Consider the following 15,309-nt stretch of genomic DNA (forward strand, 5'->3'; position numbering starts at 1 on the left):
AGGCTGTCTCATGTATTCTACTGCTGAACCAAAAGGAGCTCTTTAAATTCAGCAGTCAACAAAGGAACGACCTCAAATAAATCCCCTACAATCCCATAGTCCGCCACTTGAAAGATCGGAGCTTCAGGATCTTTATTAATGGCCACAATGATTTTGGAATTCGACATTCCAGCCAAATGCTGAATGGCTCCCGAAATCCCACAAGCTATATATAGATCAGGAGTGACAACTTTACCGGTTTGGCCAATCTGCAGCGAATAATCACAATATCCAGCATCACACGCTCCGCGTGAGGATCCGACAGCTGCACCCAATATTTCCGCTAATTCATATAGAGGCTTAAATCCATTTTCGCTTTTTACTCCGCGGCCGCCAGAGACAATGATTTTGGCTTCACTAAGATCAACTCCGGCTGCTGTTTTTTTAACGATCTCCTTAATCACCGTCCTTATGTCTTGAATCACGGGTTGAATAGATATAACTTCAGCCTGAACCGGTTTTTCTATCATTTCAAAGTTGTTCGGACGCAAGGTAGCAAAGACTTTTCCGTCACTAATTGTTTTATTTTGAAAAGCCTTCCCAGAATAAATCGGACGAGTAAAAATCAGCTCATCATCTTCCAGATTTACGGCTATGCAATCAGAAATGAGGCCCTGTCCCAATCTAGCAGCCACTCTCGTTGCGGCATCCTTGCCGATGGCGGTGTGACCCATTAAAATGACATCGGCCTGAACTTCCTCAATAAGCTGGCAAAGGGCTTGGGTATAAGCATCTGCTGAATAAACGCTAAGAGCCTCATGGTCAACGGTATAGATTTTGCTTGCCCCATACTTGCTGAGTTCTTTAGTGAAGGCGGCCTCGCTCGACCCTAATAATGCCGCTGTCACTTCTCCCCCATCTGCCAACTGTTGAGCTACTGTCAATGCCTCAAACGTTACATTCCTTAACTTGCCTTCCTTAAACTCTGCCAGTACAAGAACCCTTTTCGTCACCTTTCTCATCTCCCTTATTCAAAAATAACTTAGACAACCTTCGCTTCACTGCGTAATAATTGAATTAATTCCGTTACCTGTTCGGCTAGTTCTCCATTCAATATCTTTCCAGCCTCTTTCTTCGATGGAAGATATTGATCCCTCACCTCCGTTTTTCCCTTTAAATCATCAGGTGATAAATTTAAATCATCCATACTCAAACGTTCCAAAGTTTTTTTCTTAGCCTTCATGATTCCAGGTAAGGAAGGGTACCGAGGTTCGTTTAACCCTTGCTGGGTCGTTGCTAAAAATGGCAGGTTCACCTCCACCAACTCAGCATCGCCTTCAACATCTCGTTCAACGGTTGCCTTCGTGCCTTCTAGTAAAAGCTTAGTAATAGCCGATAAATGAGGGATGCCAAGCTCCTCGGCTACACGAATGGCTACCTGACCTGCTCCGGAGTCAACAGCCATGTTCCCCCCTAGAATCAAGTCAAACTCTTTTCCTTCGATCGCTGCAGTAATCATTTTTGCAACCGTGTACTCATCCGCCCCGCTTTCCTCAAGTTCAATTAATATCCCTTTATCCACACCCATGGCAAGGGCGGTCCGCAGAGCACTTTCCGCTCGGGAAGGCCCTGCTGTCAAGACCGTGACTTCGGCTCCCAGTTCCTCTTTGATCTTCACAGCTTCTTCGACCGCATACTCATCATAAGGATTAATAATAAAGTTCACGCCATCCTCACTGATTTTCCCATTTTGAATGACAATCTTCTCTTCCGTATCAAAGGTCTGTTTCAATAGGACTAATATATTCATATTAAACCTCCTCCTATTTGCTATCTTCATTAGGATACAAGGGATCTCTCTACAATTTCCGCAATATCCAACGTTTTAACTTGATTCTCCACTTCCTTCGCCTTTGTTCCATCACTTAGCATTGTCAAGCAATACGGACAGTTGCTTCCGATTGTCGTTGGACCCAGACGAAGGGCCTGTTCTGTTCTTTCTATATTGACTCGCTTTCCTTGGGTTTCTTCCATCCACATATTCCCTCCACCAGCTCCGCAACACATCGCATCCTGCTTGTTTCTCTCCATTTCCAACACGTTGACACCCGGAATGAATTGTAATATCTGACGTGGAATATCGTAAATGTTGTTATAGCGGCCAATATAGCAGGAATCATGATAGGCAATAGCTTCTTGCACTTCATAGGTAGGCTTGATGCGGCCTTCCTGGATCAGCTTGAAGATGAGTTCGGTATGGTGATACACTTCTGCATGTAAACCAAATTCCGGATATTCATGCTTAAAGGTGTTGTAGGTATGTGGACAGATGGTCACGATTTTTTTTACATTATAAGCCTGGAAACTAGCTATATTTTCTTGACATAACTGCTGGAATAAAAATTCATTGCCCATACGGCGAGCCGTATCTCCTGAATTACGCTCTTCGTTTCCTAAGATCGCAAACTTAACACCCGCTAGATTCAAGATCTTAGCAAAGGATTGGGAGATTTTTTGACTGCGATTATCAAAAGATCCCATGGAACCAACAAAGAACAGATACTCAAAATCTTCCACTTCATCGACGGTAGGCACCACAATATCTTCTCGGCCTTCGCGCCACTTGATGCGTTCCTTCCGATTGATGCCCCAGGGATTGCTTTGACGTTCAATATTTTGGAAGTAGCGAGTCGCCTCGTGCGGCATGTTCCCTTCGGTTAACACCAAGTAACGGCGCATATCCACGATCTTATCCACATGTTCATTGGCAACAGGGCATTGATCCTCACAGTTGCGGCAAGTCGTACAAGCCCAGATCTCTTCTTCGGTAATCACGTCTCCAATTAGGCTTGGCAATGCAATAGCGGCTGCCACCTCCTGTGAAGCTGCCTGCATCGCCAATTGGTTTGCCCTGGTATTTTTAAACGCAAAGCCTGGTACCCAAGGGTTTCGGGAGGTAACAACCGCTCCTTTATCCGTCAAATGATCCCTCATTTTAACGATGAGATCCATCGGAGATAAGGTCTTACCGGTCCCTGATGCGGGACACATATTCGTACATCGTCCGCACTCCGCACAGGCGTACAGATCGATCAATTGCATCTGGGTAAAATTCTCTATTTTTCCTACGCCGTATTCCTCGGCTTCTTCATCATCGAAATCGATCTTTCTCAATTTGCCAACAGGTCCGACTTTCTTAAAAAAGATATTGAACATAGCGAATAGCTCATGTGCCTGCTTCGACTGCGGGACAAATACCATGAAGGAGAATACCGTCAGCATGTGCACCCACCAAAATGCGTAAAACCATACTGTCCCTGCCGTTGTACTGATGCCGGAGAACGCGAACGCAATGACTCCTGAGAATGGTGCATAGATGAAATCGGGGTGGTGACCGAGCATTACCTTTTCGAAGCCCAGCAGAAGTAGAATCGATAGAGTAAGGGTGGCGAGCGCAATGTAGACAAAGGCGGCTTTGCCATCACGCTTCCACTGCAGTCGCTTCAGTTTCTCGCCATAACGGCGGTAAAAGCCATAAATCACGGCGGACAGCATAAGGAACGTCGTCCACTCTTGCAAGAAGCTGAAATATTTGTGCGCTTCGCCGAAAGGGAATTCATAACCTTTTATAAATCCCTTGATAGTAATTTCAATAAGTCCGATTTGGATGATAAAAAAGCCATAAAACAAAATGAGATGCATATAACCGCTTTTCTTGTCTTTAAACAATTTACGCTGACCCAACCCATTCACGAGCACAGCATAGATCCGTTCTTTGAGGCTGGGCTCAAAAGCCGCTTTCTTACCCAGCTTCACAAACAAATATCTGCTGTATACTAGATGGACAAACAAGTAGACGGCATATCCAGTAATAGCTAGAAAAGCTAAAAAGTTAATGAACCCTAACACTCTCTTTCCATCCCCTTCATTTATTTCTCTTGCATAAACTCATAAAGACTGTTTCAGCTCCTGCATTAGCTGAAGCTGAAAACAGATCCATCCAGCTCTCCCCTCACCTTCTATGAAAGGTAGTAAAATTACAGTGGAGGGGGAATTCTCAACGGCGGACGCTCATCATTCATCCGAATAGGCAGTGCTACCGATTTGAAATCTGGAATTTGCGGATGGGAAATAGATTGGATAATGCCACTCGCTTCCAATTGCGGCTCCTTCATCATTTCCTCGACGTTAAGTACAGGAGCAGAAGGAATTCCCCTTTCGCCAAGCTTAGAAATCCAGTAAGCTGAATCCTCCTTCTGCGTCATTTCACAAATCAGGCTTCTTAGCTCGTTTCGGTTTCTCACACGTTCTGCATTGTTCATAAATCGCGGGTCGGTGATCCATTCATCATGACCAAGGACGGAACAAAGCTTTTGGAATAGACCATCGTTTCCAGCCGCGATCACGAGCCACTTATCCTTCGTCGGAAACGCCTCATACGGCATGATCATGGCCGGCCCTGATCCCCATCGCTGAGGAGACTCTCCCGTACCCCAGTAGGATGGAATATGATAGGACATCCAGGCAATCGATGTTTCATACAAAGAACTTGTGATTCGCTGTCCTTTTCCTGTCTGTTGACGTAAATGCAAAGCCCCAAATACTCCAATGGCAAGCCACATGCCTGTGGTCATGTCGATGATGGATGTCCCTACTCTTACCGGTGCCTGCCCTTCATGTCCCGTTACACTCATGATGCCTCCCATTGCCTGCATGAGGGGATCATAGCCCGGTTCCATTCGTCTAGGTCCATGGTTGCCGAATGCCGTCACTTCCCCATAAATCAAACGAGGATATTTCTCGGCTAGACATTCGTAATCCAGTCCCAGACGCTCCATTGCTCCCGGTCTGCTGCTGACTAACAACACGTCCGCTTCCGTTAGCAGCTCATCTAGCTCCTTTTTTCCTTCTTGTGTTTTGATATCAATATATTTTTGCGACTTATTTCGATTCATGGCTAAAAAGGTAGGACTTGCATTTTCCCAGAAGGGGGGTCCCCAGGAACGGGTTGCATCCCCTCCTGGAGGCTCCACCTTTGTCACCGATGCTCCGAAGTCAGCAAGAATCATGCCCGCATAAGGGCCTGCCACATTTTGGGTAAGATCTACGACTCGAATTCCTTCTAAAGGCCACATGTTTCCTCCTATACTTTTGTCCGGTTTGAATTTTACCTCTTAATAGGAACGAGGAAGTCCTAAGACGTGCTGACCCACGTAGCTGACAACCAAATTATTGGCGATCGGAGCCACTAACGGGAGACGGGCTTCACGGAACTTTCGTTCAATGTTATATTCCGTAGCAAAACCAAATCCGCCATACGTATTCATCGCCACGTTAGCCGCCTTCCAGGATGCCTCCGAGCAAAGGTACTTCGCCATGTTGGCTTCGGGTCCACGAGTATCTCCTTCATCAAATTTATTTGCGGCCAGATTACGCATTAAGATGGCAGCTTGAATATCCATGTAGGCCTGTGAGATCGGGAATTGAACCCCTTGATTCTGTCCAATTGGACGCCCAAAGACTACTCTTTCATTCGCATAGTTCACAGCTTTATCCACAAAATATAATCCGTCACCAATACATTCTGAAGCGATCAGGATTCGTTCAGCGTTGACTCCGCTAAGCAAATACTTAAACCCTTTTCCTTCTTCGCCAATCAGATTTTCAACAGGGATCTCCGCTCCCTCAAAGAAGACCTCATTGGTTTCATGGTTAATCATGGTATCAATAGGGCGAACATCGACCCTTCCCACATTTTCCCGCAGATCGAGAATAAACAAGCTGAGTCCATCCGTCTTCTTTGCCACCTTATCTTTAGGCGTCGTCCGTGCTAAGACCATCATTAAATCGGAATGTTGAACCCGAGAAGTCCAAATTTTTTGACCTTTCAGGATATACTTATCACCTTTTCTTTCGGCAAATGTGGTGATGCTAGTCGTGTCAGATCCGGCTGTCGGTTCGGTGATGCCAAACGCTTGTAAGCGAATTTCGCCTGAAGCAATTTTGGGAAGCCATCGATCCTTTTGTTCTTTGTTTCCGTGAGTAAGCAGCGCTCCCATCGTATACATCTGGGCATGGCCCGCAGCGGCATTGCAACCAGACCGGTTGATTTCCTCCAAAATAATCCCTGCTTCCAACATGCCTAGTCCTGCACCGCCATATTCCTCGGGAATCAGTACAGCTAACCATCCTTCCTTGGTTAACTCATCAATAAACTCTTCTGGATATAGCTTTTTTTCATCCTTCTCTCTCCAGTAAGCATCAGGGAACCTTCTACATAAAGCGCGAATACTTTCGCGAATGATCTGAATTTCACTTTCTGTTGTTTTCATATGTTCTCCTCCTAAAAATAATAGTTTGGATTAGCTAATATCTTGGAAATTAGGCAATCTTTTCTCGTTGTAAGCGCGCACACCTTCAAGCCGATCGGAGTGTGAAACTGTACGGTTGTAGCATTCAAGTGCATACTCAACCCCTTCTTCCAAAGGAAGATCGATTCCCCGACGAAAGGCTTTCTTTGCCATACGGACAGCTAAAGGAGAATTTTGGGCAATCACGCGTGCAGTGTTGATGGTTTCTTCTATTAAATGGCCTGGCTCAACGAGTTTGTTTACCATGCCATATTTATAAGCCTCTTCTGCCGTCATCGACTTGCCTGTAAGGAGCATCTCTAAGGCCACTCCTCGGGGAAGAAATCTCCCGATGGTCTGAGTTCCTCCAACCCCAGGGATAATGCCTCTGGTCACTTCCGGCAAACCAAACTTTGCGGAATTAGATGCATAAATGATATCTCCGCTAAAAGCAAGCTCGCATCCTCCGCCTAAAGCATAACCATTCACTGCTGTAATAACTGGCCTGGATGATTGACGAATCTTACGAAATACTTCTTGAAAAAGCCGATGTTGTTTAAGCCATTGCTCATCCGTCATACCATTTCGTTCCTTCAAATCCCCTCCCGTGCAGAAGGACCTCTCCCCTGAACCGGTAAAAACAATGACTCGGGCGGTTGGATCTTCATTTAAGCGATCCAATGTATCTCTTAGCTCGTAGCCCAACTCCGTATTGATCGAGTTCATGACCTCTGGACGATTTAATGTCAGCAGAACAATACGCCCCTGATCCAATCTTTCCTCTAATAATCCCCTCATGCTATCCCTCACTTTCCGAAATTTATTAAAATTGTGGCTGAGAATGTAAGTCAAGCGTTTTCCCCGCCTTTAGCACTTGGCTCGGAACCGAATGACCAAGCTGCTTTTCCAAACGTCCGCTTGCAGCCAATAGTTGGTCGAGATCCACTCCCGTCACGATCTTCATGTCATGAAACATATTCACAGTGTCTTCTGTGCAAATATTTCCAGACGCTCCTGGGGCAAAGGGACAACCGCCAATCCCACCCAACGAAGCATCAAAATGACGAACTCCTTCTAAATACGCAGCATAAACATTGGCAAGTCCCATCCCGCGTGTATTATGGAAATGCAAATGAATCCTCAGTTCAGGCCACCTATTTTTGACCTCGCGAATCATGTTCCGCACCTGCTCGGGATTAGCCATCCCGGTGGTATCAGCCAGCTTAATCGTATCGACCCCCATTTCCAGATACCTGTGAATGACGTCAAGTACTCGAGATACAGGAACCTCTCCTTCAAACGGACAGCCAAAGGCCGTAGCGACACCTCCCTGAACCAGAACTCCAGCACTGGAGGCCAATTTAGGTACTTCTACAAAATCATTTAACGTATCAAAGGTTCCTCTGCGAAGATTGGATCGATTATGGCTCTCGCTTGCAGAGACCACTAAATTTAGTTGGTTAGGGTTGGTTCTCAATGCTCGTTCGGCACCTCGCAAATTGGGTATAAGGACCTCATAGCTTGTGCCTGGATTTCTTTTAATGTTCAACATGACTTCCTCGGCATCAGCCATTTGTGGGACGGCTTTCGGATGAACAAAGGAAGTGACTTCAATTGCCGCTGAACCAGCAGCTGACAAAGCATCAATCACTTTCACTTTTATTTCGGTTGAAACGAACTCGGGCTCTATTTGAAACCCATCTCTAGGACAAACATCGGTAATCCATACTCGATTTTCAGGCATTACACTTCCCCACCCTTTTTCTTTTTTCCGCTCTCACAAGTAGAATTTATCATGGCTATCTCGAAATAAATTTCTCGTGGAGTTTCTTGCAGAAACTTTCGCCCTTATCTGGACTCCGTGCTAGCAATATAATTTTTCAGTTCGCCAATTTCTTCGATATAAACGCATACCTCATCACCGATATCCATAGGTCCAATTCCTGCAGGAGTACCCGTGATAATCACGTCACCCGGCAGCAGAGTCATGACCTGACTGATATAATGAACAAGATAAGGAACAGAAAAGATAAGATTGCTTGTATGGGAGATCTGTTTCACCTCACCGTTTAACATCAACTTGATTTCTAGATTACTAGGATCAAGATTGGGGACAATGCCAGGTCCGATCGGACAAAACGTATCGAATGATTTTCCCCTTGTCCATTGACCGTCTGCAAACTGGATGTCTCTAGCCGTGACATCATTGGCGCATGTGTAGCCTAGAATATAATCTGATGCCTCCTGTTCACTAACTTGATAGGTTTTTTTCTTGATCACAATCCCTAATTCCGCTTCATAATCGACACGTTGACTCTGTGTCGGATATACAACGCGATCCTCAGGTCCGACTACCGTTGTGGATGGCTTCAGGAAGAACAATGGTGCCTTCGGGATTTCCAAATTCACTTCTCTTGCATGATCGATATAATTTAACCCCACACAAACAATTTTCGAAGGTTGAACGGGAGCCAATAGCTTAACCTCGGACAAAGGAATCCTAGTTTGAGTAGCATAATATTCATTAAAAATATCACCCTCAATTCCTGTGATTTGACCTTCTTCCAGTAGCCCGTGATGAACATGGCCTTGATACTCAAACCTAACGATCATTTTCCAATTCCCCTTTTCTTTTCATTTGGTTTTGCGGTTATAAGAGCAGCTTTCCCTGATAACCTTGCGAAAGGATAGCTTTATGTAAATGACTTTCCTTAATTACCATTATGATATTGCAATTTTAATGCCAATTAAGTTTCACATTGCTCCATAAGATTTTGTATACTTTTTGAACAATGGATGTTTAATATTTAAACAAACTCATAATAGTCCAGAAGTAGTTTAAAAAATGAACAAAAAAGAGGAGGCTTCATGCCCCCTCACTTATCCCTTCTTCAACTCTCTCATCAGTGATGAGATATTCTGCAAACGATCCAACGATAGGATCTTTTCTAGGCTTCGTTCAACACGCTCCTGGCTGAGAACTCGAGAAGCACAATTCCGGTACTTTCCGATTAATTCCTCACGGCTTAAGGGGTATTCCGGACTGCCTTTGGCTAACTCTCTTTTCTTCTCCAAAACCCGACCGTCCTTCATTCTTACCTTAATAAGAGAGGGGGCTTCTTCCATGCTGCTAGATTCAAATTGCTCATCTATTCGAAACTCAACCTTATTCATGAGATCTTGTATGACGGGATGGTGAATTTTTTCTTCTGTAAAGGTATCCAATCCCACTTCACCATCCACAATAGCCGCCGCGAGAACAAATGGCATGCTGAACTTTCCTTCAGCTCCCGTTTTGGGGCGATTATGAACGAGCATAACCGGACCAACAGGACCGCATCCAGCATAAATACTCTCGACTTGGTTCGCTTGAAATGCATGTGCCCTCAGAAGGGATAGCATGTTATCAATCGCGGTATGAGTCGCTGCGCAAGACGGATAGGGTTTAATAAAAAATCCTGGCAATAGAATGTCAAAGTGCTCTCCAAGGCGCTCATCCATAAAGGCTTTTTTATTAGAAAAGGTAGTGAAAAAACCTATTCTTCCATCCAACGCTTCCTTATTAGAGGTAAAGCCATGTTTTGCTAGGAAGGCGGCGTTCGCTCCATTTCTAGCCGCTATTCCGGCATGGAACGGTTTAGTCATCGAGCCAAAATTTTGTCGCAAGCCGCTAGCCGAGGAGGCAGCAATTCCTAAAGCATGCGTCATTTGGTCGATATTCAATCCCAACAGATAACCTACTCCTGCTGTCGCACCGATGACACCGATAACACTTGTAGCATGCCATCCTGATTGATAAAGTTCAGGCTCGGCTGCCACTCCGATTTTGCACGAAACTTCCGTTCCAATTAGATATGCCCTCAGAAGTTCAGGTCCACTAACATCCATTTTTTCCGCAGCAGCAAGTACCGCTGGAAGAACTACCGCACTGGGGTGCCCTATTAAGCGCCAAGAGGAGTCGTCATAATCCAGAGCATGGCATAGAACACCATTGACAAAGGCAGCATTTAATAATGTAGTAGAAGTGGAATTCCCAAGAATCGTATAGGATCCCCTCTCCTCTACGTCTGCTGTATAGTTGAGTAATATCGAAGCCACAGGATCTATATTCCCTGCTAGTGCCGAGCCAAGAGTATCCAATATATGCTCAATTGCACGCTCATTGTGCTGCTCACTGATCCATCCCACTGCATCTTGAATCGCAAACTTCGCCACATCCCAAGCTAACGTCACTTTCATCACTCCTTTAATGGATTTTAAAAAAAGCAAGGGTTTGACGTACATCCCCTTGCTTTCAACCTGCTTCCTTCCAGCCTATGCGCTAATCCATTACGATAGAGGCTCTTGTCACTTCTCTTCTGTAGGACTTGTTTAGAGCGGCTTCAATTTCTTCAAACCCGAAATGCGCATCGACCAATTCTGCAAATGGATACTTATTGATATTACTTGATAAAAATTCCAACGCTTTATTTAAGAACCATGGCTGATAACGATTGACTGGATAGATAGTAATGGATTTTCTCGTCAATAAACCAGGATCAAAGGCCGTAAACGCACCTATGATGATATTTCCAACCGATATATATCTTCCGCCTGGCCGAATATGATGAATTCCTTCACTAAAAGCATCGGGAACGCCTGAGACCTCCATACCGACATCTGCACCGCTTCCATTCGTGATCTCTTTTATTAGAGCACTCCTTTTTTCTACCGTATCATAGTCGTGCAAGTTGATTAGATAATCAGCACCAAACTTTTTCGCCTGTTTTAATCGGGCCTCCACCCCATCGATGATAATCACTTTAGCTCCGCTTTCCTTAGCAATGGCTGCAGCATATAGACCCAATCCGCCAGCCCCTTGAATCACGATGGTTTCATTCACTTTCAGCTGAGCTTTGTCTATTCCATACAACACCTGAGAAATCGCGCAGTTCGCACTTGCTGCAACGGAATCTGGAATGTTATCAGGTACTTTGTAAAAAAATTGATTCGGGTGCACATAATAGTGTGTGGAGAAAGCCCCATGAAAATGGGGAGATTCTTCTGGCTGCTTATTAAAATACTCATAGGTGTTTTCACATAAGGCGAATTCTCCATTCACACAGGAATTGCACCTTCTGCATACCTGAAAATAGGTCACGGCTACACGGTCACCAACACGAATGGGTCTGCCAGCATGATCCTTGGTAACGCCCTCACCCATTTTTTCAATTTTCCCTACCATTTCATGGCCCAGAATGCCATCTTTTTTTACGGGATGATCTCCGTGCCAAATATGCAGTTCCGATCCGCAAACATTGGTTCTTATAATCTTTAGTAATAGGGCCTCTTTCTCTGGAGACGGCAAATCATATTGCTGATATTCAAGCTTTAACGGCTCAACCATCACCGCTACCTTCCCTTTCATAGTAAAACCTCCTCATCTGATTTGATATAACTAGGTTCGAATGGAAAAAGGATCCCGAATCTCATCCGAAAGCTCCACCCATACGCTTTTCGTCTGCATAAAATCATAAATCGCTTCTAGTCCGCTTTCACGGCCTATTCCGCTATTTTTATAGCCGCCAAAAGGAGAATTGGGAGCGGAAGCACGGTAGGTATTGATCCAAACCGTCCCCGCTTCCAAGACCCGCGCCATCCTATGGCTTCTTTTCAGGTCATTTGTCCATATCCCTGCTCCGAGTCCGAATTCAGTATCATTGGCCATTTTTACGACTTCTTCCTCACTATCGAAGGGAATAACACTTAATACGGGACCGAATACTTCTTCCTGGCAGATTCTCATGGAGTTGTTCACGTCTGTTAGGATGGTAGGGTAGTAATATAATCCATTCGCCAGCTCGGGATGTGAAGGTCTTTCTCCGCCTACCAGCACACGTGCCCCCTCATTTTTTGCGATATCGACATATTCTTCGATCTTTTTTAATTGGCCAGGTGTGGCTGCAGGACCCATTTGAGTATCTGGTTGCATGGGATCTCCCAGGCGAATCTCTTTCGCGCGGTTTGCAAGTCTAGTAATGAATCGATCCGCAATGGAGCTTTCAACAAATAAACGGGAACCGGCAATACACGTTTGCCCGCTGGCGGCGAAAATACCAGCGATGACTCCTGCTTCTGCCGCATCAAGATCAGCATCAGCAAACACGATATTGGGACTTTTTCCCCCTAATTCCAATGTGACACTAGCTAAATGGGAAGCCGCATTCATCGCCACTTTACGTCCTGTTTCCGTGCCGCCCGTAAAGGCCACCTTGCTTGCCATTGGATGCTTAGAAATAAGGTCTCCAACCGTATGCCCGTATCCTGTAACTACGTTTAGTGTCCCAGGTGGAAAACCGACCTCATCAAAGATTTTGGCAAATTCCAGGGATGATGCCGAAGTGAATTCCGATGGCTTAAGCACAATAGTATTCCCCGCAGCCAATGCAGGGGCCATTTTCCACGTGGCAAGCAGAAGCGGCGAATTCCAAGGCGTAATGCAAGCAATCACTCCTAGGGGCTCCCGCAATGTATAATTGAAAACACTTTGCCTGTCTAGCGGAATGACGCTCCCTTCAACCTTGTCTGCCAAGCCTGCAAAATATTCATACCAAGCAGGAATAATCTTCATCTGAGCCAGCATTTCCCGATATAGCTTGCCATTATCTTGTGTCTCCATTCTTGCTAGATGTTCCGCTTGATCTGCAATGGCTTGCGCTAGCTTTCGCAGTAATTTTCCGCGTTGGGTAGGAGATATGCCCCGCCACTCGTCTGATTCAAAGCATTGTCGCGCCGCTTGAAAAGCTCGATCGACATCTTCTTTTTCACCTTTAGGGATAAGGGCCCATAGTTCTCCAGAGGCTGGATTAACCGATTCGATGTATGAATCATCATGAGGATCTATAAATTGGCCTCCAATATACATTTGATAGCGTTTAACACCATTATTATTTTCCATGTTTTTACAACTCCTTTTTATTTGATCGCAACCAATATCATATGATTAACCGTTTGAGCCTGAGATGGAAGGTAACCAAAGGACAATTTCCGGAAATACGAGAATCAAGATTACAGCCACCAGATTCAAAACGAGAACCGCTATGACTCCTTTATAAATTTCTTTCATCGAAACCTTTTCAGGCAGTACCCCCTTGATGACAAAGAGCAGCAATCCGAAAGGCGGAGTTATATTGCCCAGGTCCAGACAAATGAGCATGAGTACTCCAAACCAAACAAGATCAAATTCTAGTGCCGTGACGATCGGTAGATATAATGGAATGGTAATCATCATGATCGAGATCGGATCAATAAAGGTTCCCAGAATAAGAACGATAAGCAGCATGACAATGATCGTGAGAATAGGCGGAGTCTCCATTGACATCGTAAATTCCACCAAGCCTCGTGTTGCGCCAGTAAAGGCTAACAATTGACTAAAACCAGCGGATGCCGCAAGAATGAGCAAAATCATCCCACTTACTTTAACCGTCCCTATGGCTGATTTTTTCAAAACGGTTCTATTTAACCTGCCATAGCAAATAGGCAGCATTAATGACCCTAGCGCTCCAATTGCCGCAGCTTCTGTAGGTGTAGTAAATCCTGAGAAGATCATCCCGAGAACGCCGACAATTAAAAGCAACAAGGGAAAGACATACATGAAAAATGAGCGCAAACGATCATTTCGATCGGATTCTTCCATTTCATATGCAGGTGCTAATGAGGGATTCATTTTTCCAATAATTAAAAAGTAAGCAATAAGCAGAATGGAAATAATTAATCCGGGAATAACACAAGCAATCAGCAAATCCCCTATTGAAATTCTTCCTATACTACCCATAAGAATCGCATTCCCACTTGGCGGAATAATCGCGGCTAAGGCTCCAGCTCCTAGAATAGGACCCACGATCATATTGAGATGATAACCCCTTTGCCGCATCTCAGGGGCTAAAGCAGACCCTAGCATGGCTGAATTAGCCGTAGCGGAACCGCTTAATGCTGAAAACATCGTTCCCGTTACGATGGTCAAAATGCTTAACCGACTTGGGATCCTTCCCATCAGCTTAGAAAGAACATCTAATACTTTCATCACTAACCCTGAGTGAAATAATAATTCTCCCATTAGGACAAACAGTGGTATTGGCGTAAGTGAAAAACTTGAGATGGATTGGTAAGCGCTGAATACTAAGGTCTTAATACCACTATCAAACCCAATCACAATCGAGGCGATCATAAGATTCACGGATAAAAATGAAAAGGCTACCGGCATCCCACAAAAGATAAGCGTGATTAAAGAAACAAAAAAGAGAATTAATACAATCCACCATTCTAACACTCTAGCGTCACCTCCATCAGATTAGCCACTCCTGTTATTTGCGATTAACCTCATGCCTTTCAGAAGACGCTAATATCGTTAATTTTTGAATGTCGTTATCCATTCTGGATAAAATTTCAATGAGATAAAAAAAGAAGCGCACACAAAGTAAAAAACTTCCAATTGGTATGGGCACCATCAACAGATACTCCGGCCATGGAATGGAATCCAGTTTGACCGTCCCTCTTTGAAAGCTATCGATTGTAATGTTTAGGCTGTACCAAAAAAAGATAGCCATAACCATTGTACAGATGGTATAAATCATCAAGTTAAGATATTTTATTTTTCCTTTGTTCAAAGAAGAAATTAAAATATCAATCTTAACATGTCCACCAGCTTGAAGAATCCAGGGGATAGAGAAAAATGTCAAATAAACCATCAAGTAAGCGGCAGCATCATTGGTCCATAAAACAGGAAGGCTTAAAAGTTCTCTTCCTATAACACCGTAAAAAACAACGAAAACAATGAGAAAAAGACTAACGCAAGCGAAAACTAATAAAAACCACTCACAAAAAGTTAGAATTCTATTCATAGAATGCAACGCTTTATGAAACAGACGATCTTCTCCCACTCATTTACCCCCTTTTTCCCTTTCTCTTCTCCTTACTGTGACGATTACTACCCCAGAATGAA

13 protein-coding genes are annotated in these 15,309 nt (G+C 44.4%); all 13 read right to left on the minus strand.

Annotated elements, in window-relative coordinates; translation table 11 throughout:
• Window positions 1-17: 17 nt before the first annotated feature.
• The 13 genes from EIZ58_RS21255 to EIZ58_RS21315 all read right to left on the minus strand — a co-directional run bounded on the left by EIZ58_RS21255 (window position 18) and on the right by EIZ58_RS21315 (window position 15,247).
• Window positions 18-992 (minus strand): electron transfer flavoprotein subunit alpha/FixB family protein, encoded by a 975-nt coding sequence (locus EIZ58_RS21255; RefSeq protein ID WP_134702958.1) that lies wholly within the window; start codon window positions 990-992, stop codon window positions 18-20.
• A gap of 29 nt (window positions 993-1,021) precedes the next feature.
• Entirely contained in the window at window positions 1,022-1,789 is a 768-nt protein-coding gene (locus tag EIZ58_RS21260) for an electron transfer flavoprotein subunit beta/FixA family protein (RefSeq protein WP_134702959.1), read from the minus strand.
• A 29-nt stretch (window positions 1,790-1,818) separates the two neighbouring features.
• On the minus strand, window positions 1,819-3,888 hold the full coding sequence (locus tag EIZ58_RS21265) for a (Fe-S)-binding protein (protein WP_134702960.1): 2,070 nt from the start codon (window positions 3,886-3,888) through the stop codon (window positions 1,819-1,821).
• A gap of 128 nt (window positions 3,889-4,016) precedes the next feature.
• Window positions 4,017-5,114, minus strand: a complete 1,098-nt coding sequence (locus EIZ58_RS21270) for a CaiB/BaiF CoA transferase family protein (RefSeq protein ID WP_134702961.1) — start codon at window positions 5,112-5,114, stop codon at window positions 4,017-4,019.
• Window positions 5,115-5,153: 39 nt separating this feature from the next.
• Complete coding sequence (locus tag EIZ58_RS21275; RefSeq protein WP_134702962.1) at window positions 5,154-6,311, minus strand: acyl-CoA dehydrogenase family protein; 1,158 nt, start codon at window positions 6,309-6,311, stop codon at window positions 5,154-5,156.
• Between the two features lie 30 nt (window positions 6,312-6,341).
• A complete protein-coding gene (locus EIZ58_RS21280; protein ID WP_134702963.1) occupies window positions 6,342-7,127 on the minus strand; it encodes an enoyl-CoA hydratase/isomerase family protein in 786 nt (261 codons plus the stop codon).
• 25 nt (window positions 7,128-7,152) lie between these two features.
• A complete protein-coding gene (locus EIZ58_RS21285; protein ID WP_134702964.1) occupies window positions 7,153-8,073 on the minus strand; it encodes a hydroxymethylglutaryl-CoA lyase in 921 nt (306 codons plus the stop codon).
• A gap of 104 nt (window positions 8,074-8,177) precedes the next feature.
• The gene (locus EIZ58_RS21290; RefSeq protein ID WP_134702965.1) at window positions 8,178-8,942 is read right to left on the minus strand and encodes a fumarylacetoacetate hydrolase family protein; all 765 of its coding nucleotides are present in this window, start codon (window positions 8,940-8,942) and stop codon (window positions 8,178-8,180) included.
• 267 nt (window positions 8,943-9,209) lie between these two features.
• Window positions 9,210-10,562, minus strand: a complete 1,353-nt coding sequence (locus EIZ58_RS21295) for an MmgE/PrpD family protein (RefSeq protein ID WP_167577862.1) — start codon at window positions 10,560-10,562, stop codon at window positions 9,210-9,212.
• Between the two features lie 88 nt (window positions 10,563-10,650).
• A complete protein-coding gene (locus EIZ58_RS21300; RefSeq protein WP_134702967.1) occupies window positions 10,651-11,736 on the minus strand; it encodes a zinc-binding dehydrogenase in 1,086 nt (361 codons plus the stop codon).
• Window positions 11,737-11,766: 30 nt separating this feature from the next.
• Window positions 11,767-13,266: an aldehyde dehydrogenase gene (locus EIZ58_RS21305; protein WP_205672294.1), complete on the minus strand. Its 1,500-nt coding sequence runs from the start codon at window positions 13,264-13,266 to the stop codon at window positions 11,767-11,769.
• Window positions 13,267-13,311: 45 nt separating this feature from the next.
• Complete coding sequence (locus EIZ58_RS21310; protein ID WP_134702968.1) at window positions 13,312-14,637, minus strand: TRAP transporter large permease; 1,326 nt, start codon at window positions 14,635-14,637, stop codon at window positions 13,312-13,314.
• A 34-nt stretch (window positions 14,638-14,671) separates the two neighbouring features.
• Window positions 14,672-15,247 carry a TRAP transporter small permease gene (locus EIZ58_RS21315; RefSeq protein WP_134702969.1) on the minus strand — a complete coding sequence of 192 codons (576 nt, stop codon included), beginning with the start codon at window positions 15,245-15,247 and terminating at the stop codon, window positions 14,672-14,674.
• Window positions 15,248-15,309 lie beyond the last annotated feature (62 nt).

It is taken from the genome of Ammoniphilus sp. YIM 78166, assembly GCF_004522215.1.
In the GTDB taxonomy this organism is placed as follows: domain Bacteria; phylum Bacillota; class Bacilli; order Aneurinibacillales; family RAOX-1; genus YIM-78166.

Excerpts from the sequence above, each read along its gene's own strand:
- EIZ58_RS21260 (WP_134702959.1), bottom strand. The coding sequence starts at position 1,789 with ATGAATATATTAGTCCTATTGAAACAGACCTTTGATACGGAAGAGAAG.
- EIZ58_RS21270 (WP_134702961.1), bottom strand. The coding sequence starts at position 5,114 with ATGTGGCCTTTAGAAGGAATTCGAGTCGTAGATCTTACCCAAAATGTG.
- EIZ58_RS21275 (WP_134702962.1), bottom strand. The coding sequence starts at position 6,311 with ATGAAAACAACAGAAAGTGAAATTCAGATCATTCGCGAAAGTATTCGC.
- EIZ58_RS21280 (WP_134702963.1), bottom strand. The coding sequence starts at position 7,127 with ATGAGGGGATTATTAGAGGAAAGATTGGATCAGGGGCGTATTGTTCTG.
- EIZ58_RS21285 (WP_134702964.1), bottom strand. The coding sequence starts at position 8,073 with ATGCCTGAAAATCGAGTATGGATTACCGATGTTTGTCCTAGAGATGGG.
- EIZ58_RS21290 (WP_134702965.1), bottom strand. The coding sequence starts at position 8,942 with ATGATCGTTAGGTTTGAGTATCAAGGCCATGTTCATCACGGGCTACTG.
- EIZ58_RS21300 (WP_134702967.1), bottom strand. The coding sequence starts at position 11,736 with ATGAAAGGGAAGGTAGCGGTGATGGTTGAGCCGTTAAAGCTTGAATAT.
- EIZ58_RS21305 (WP_205672294.1), bottom strand. The coding sequence starts at position 13,266 with ATGGAAAATAATAATGGTGTTAAACGCTATCAAATGTATATTGGAGGC.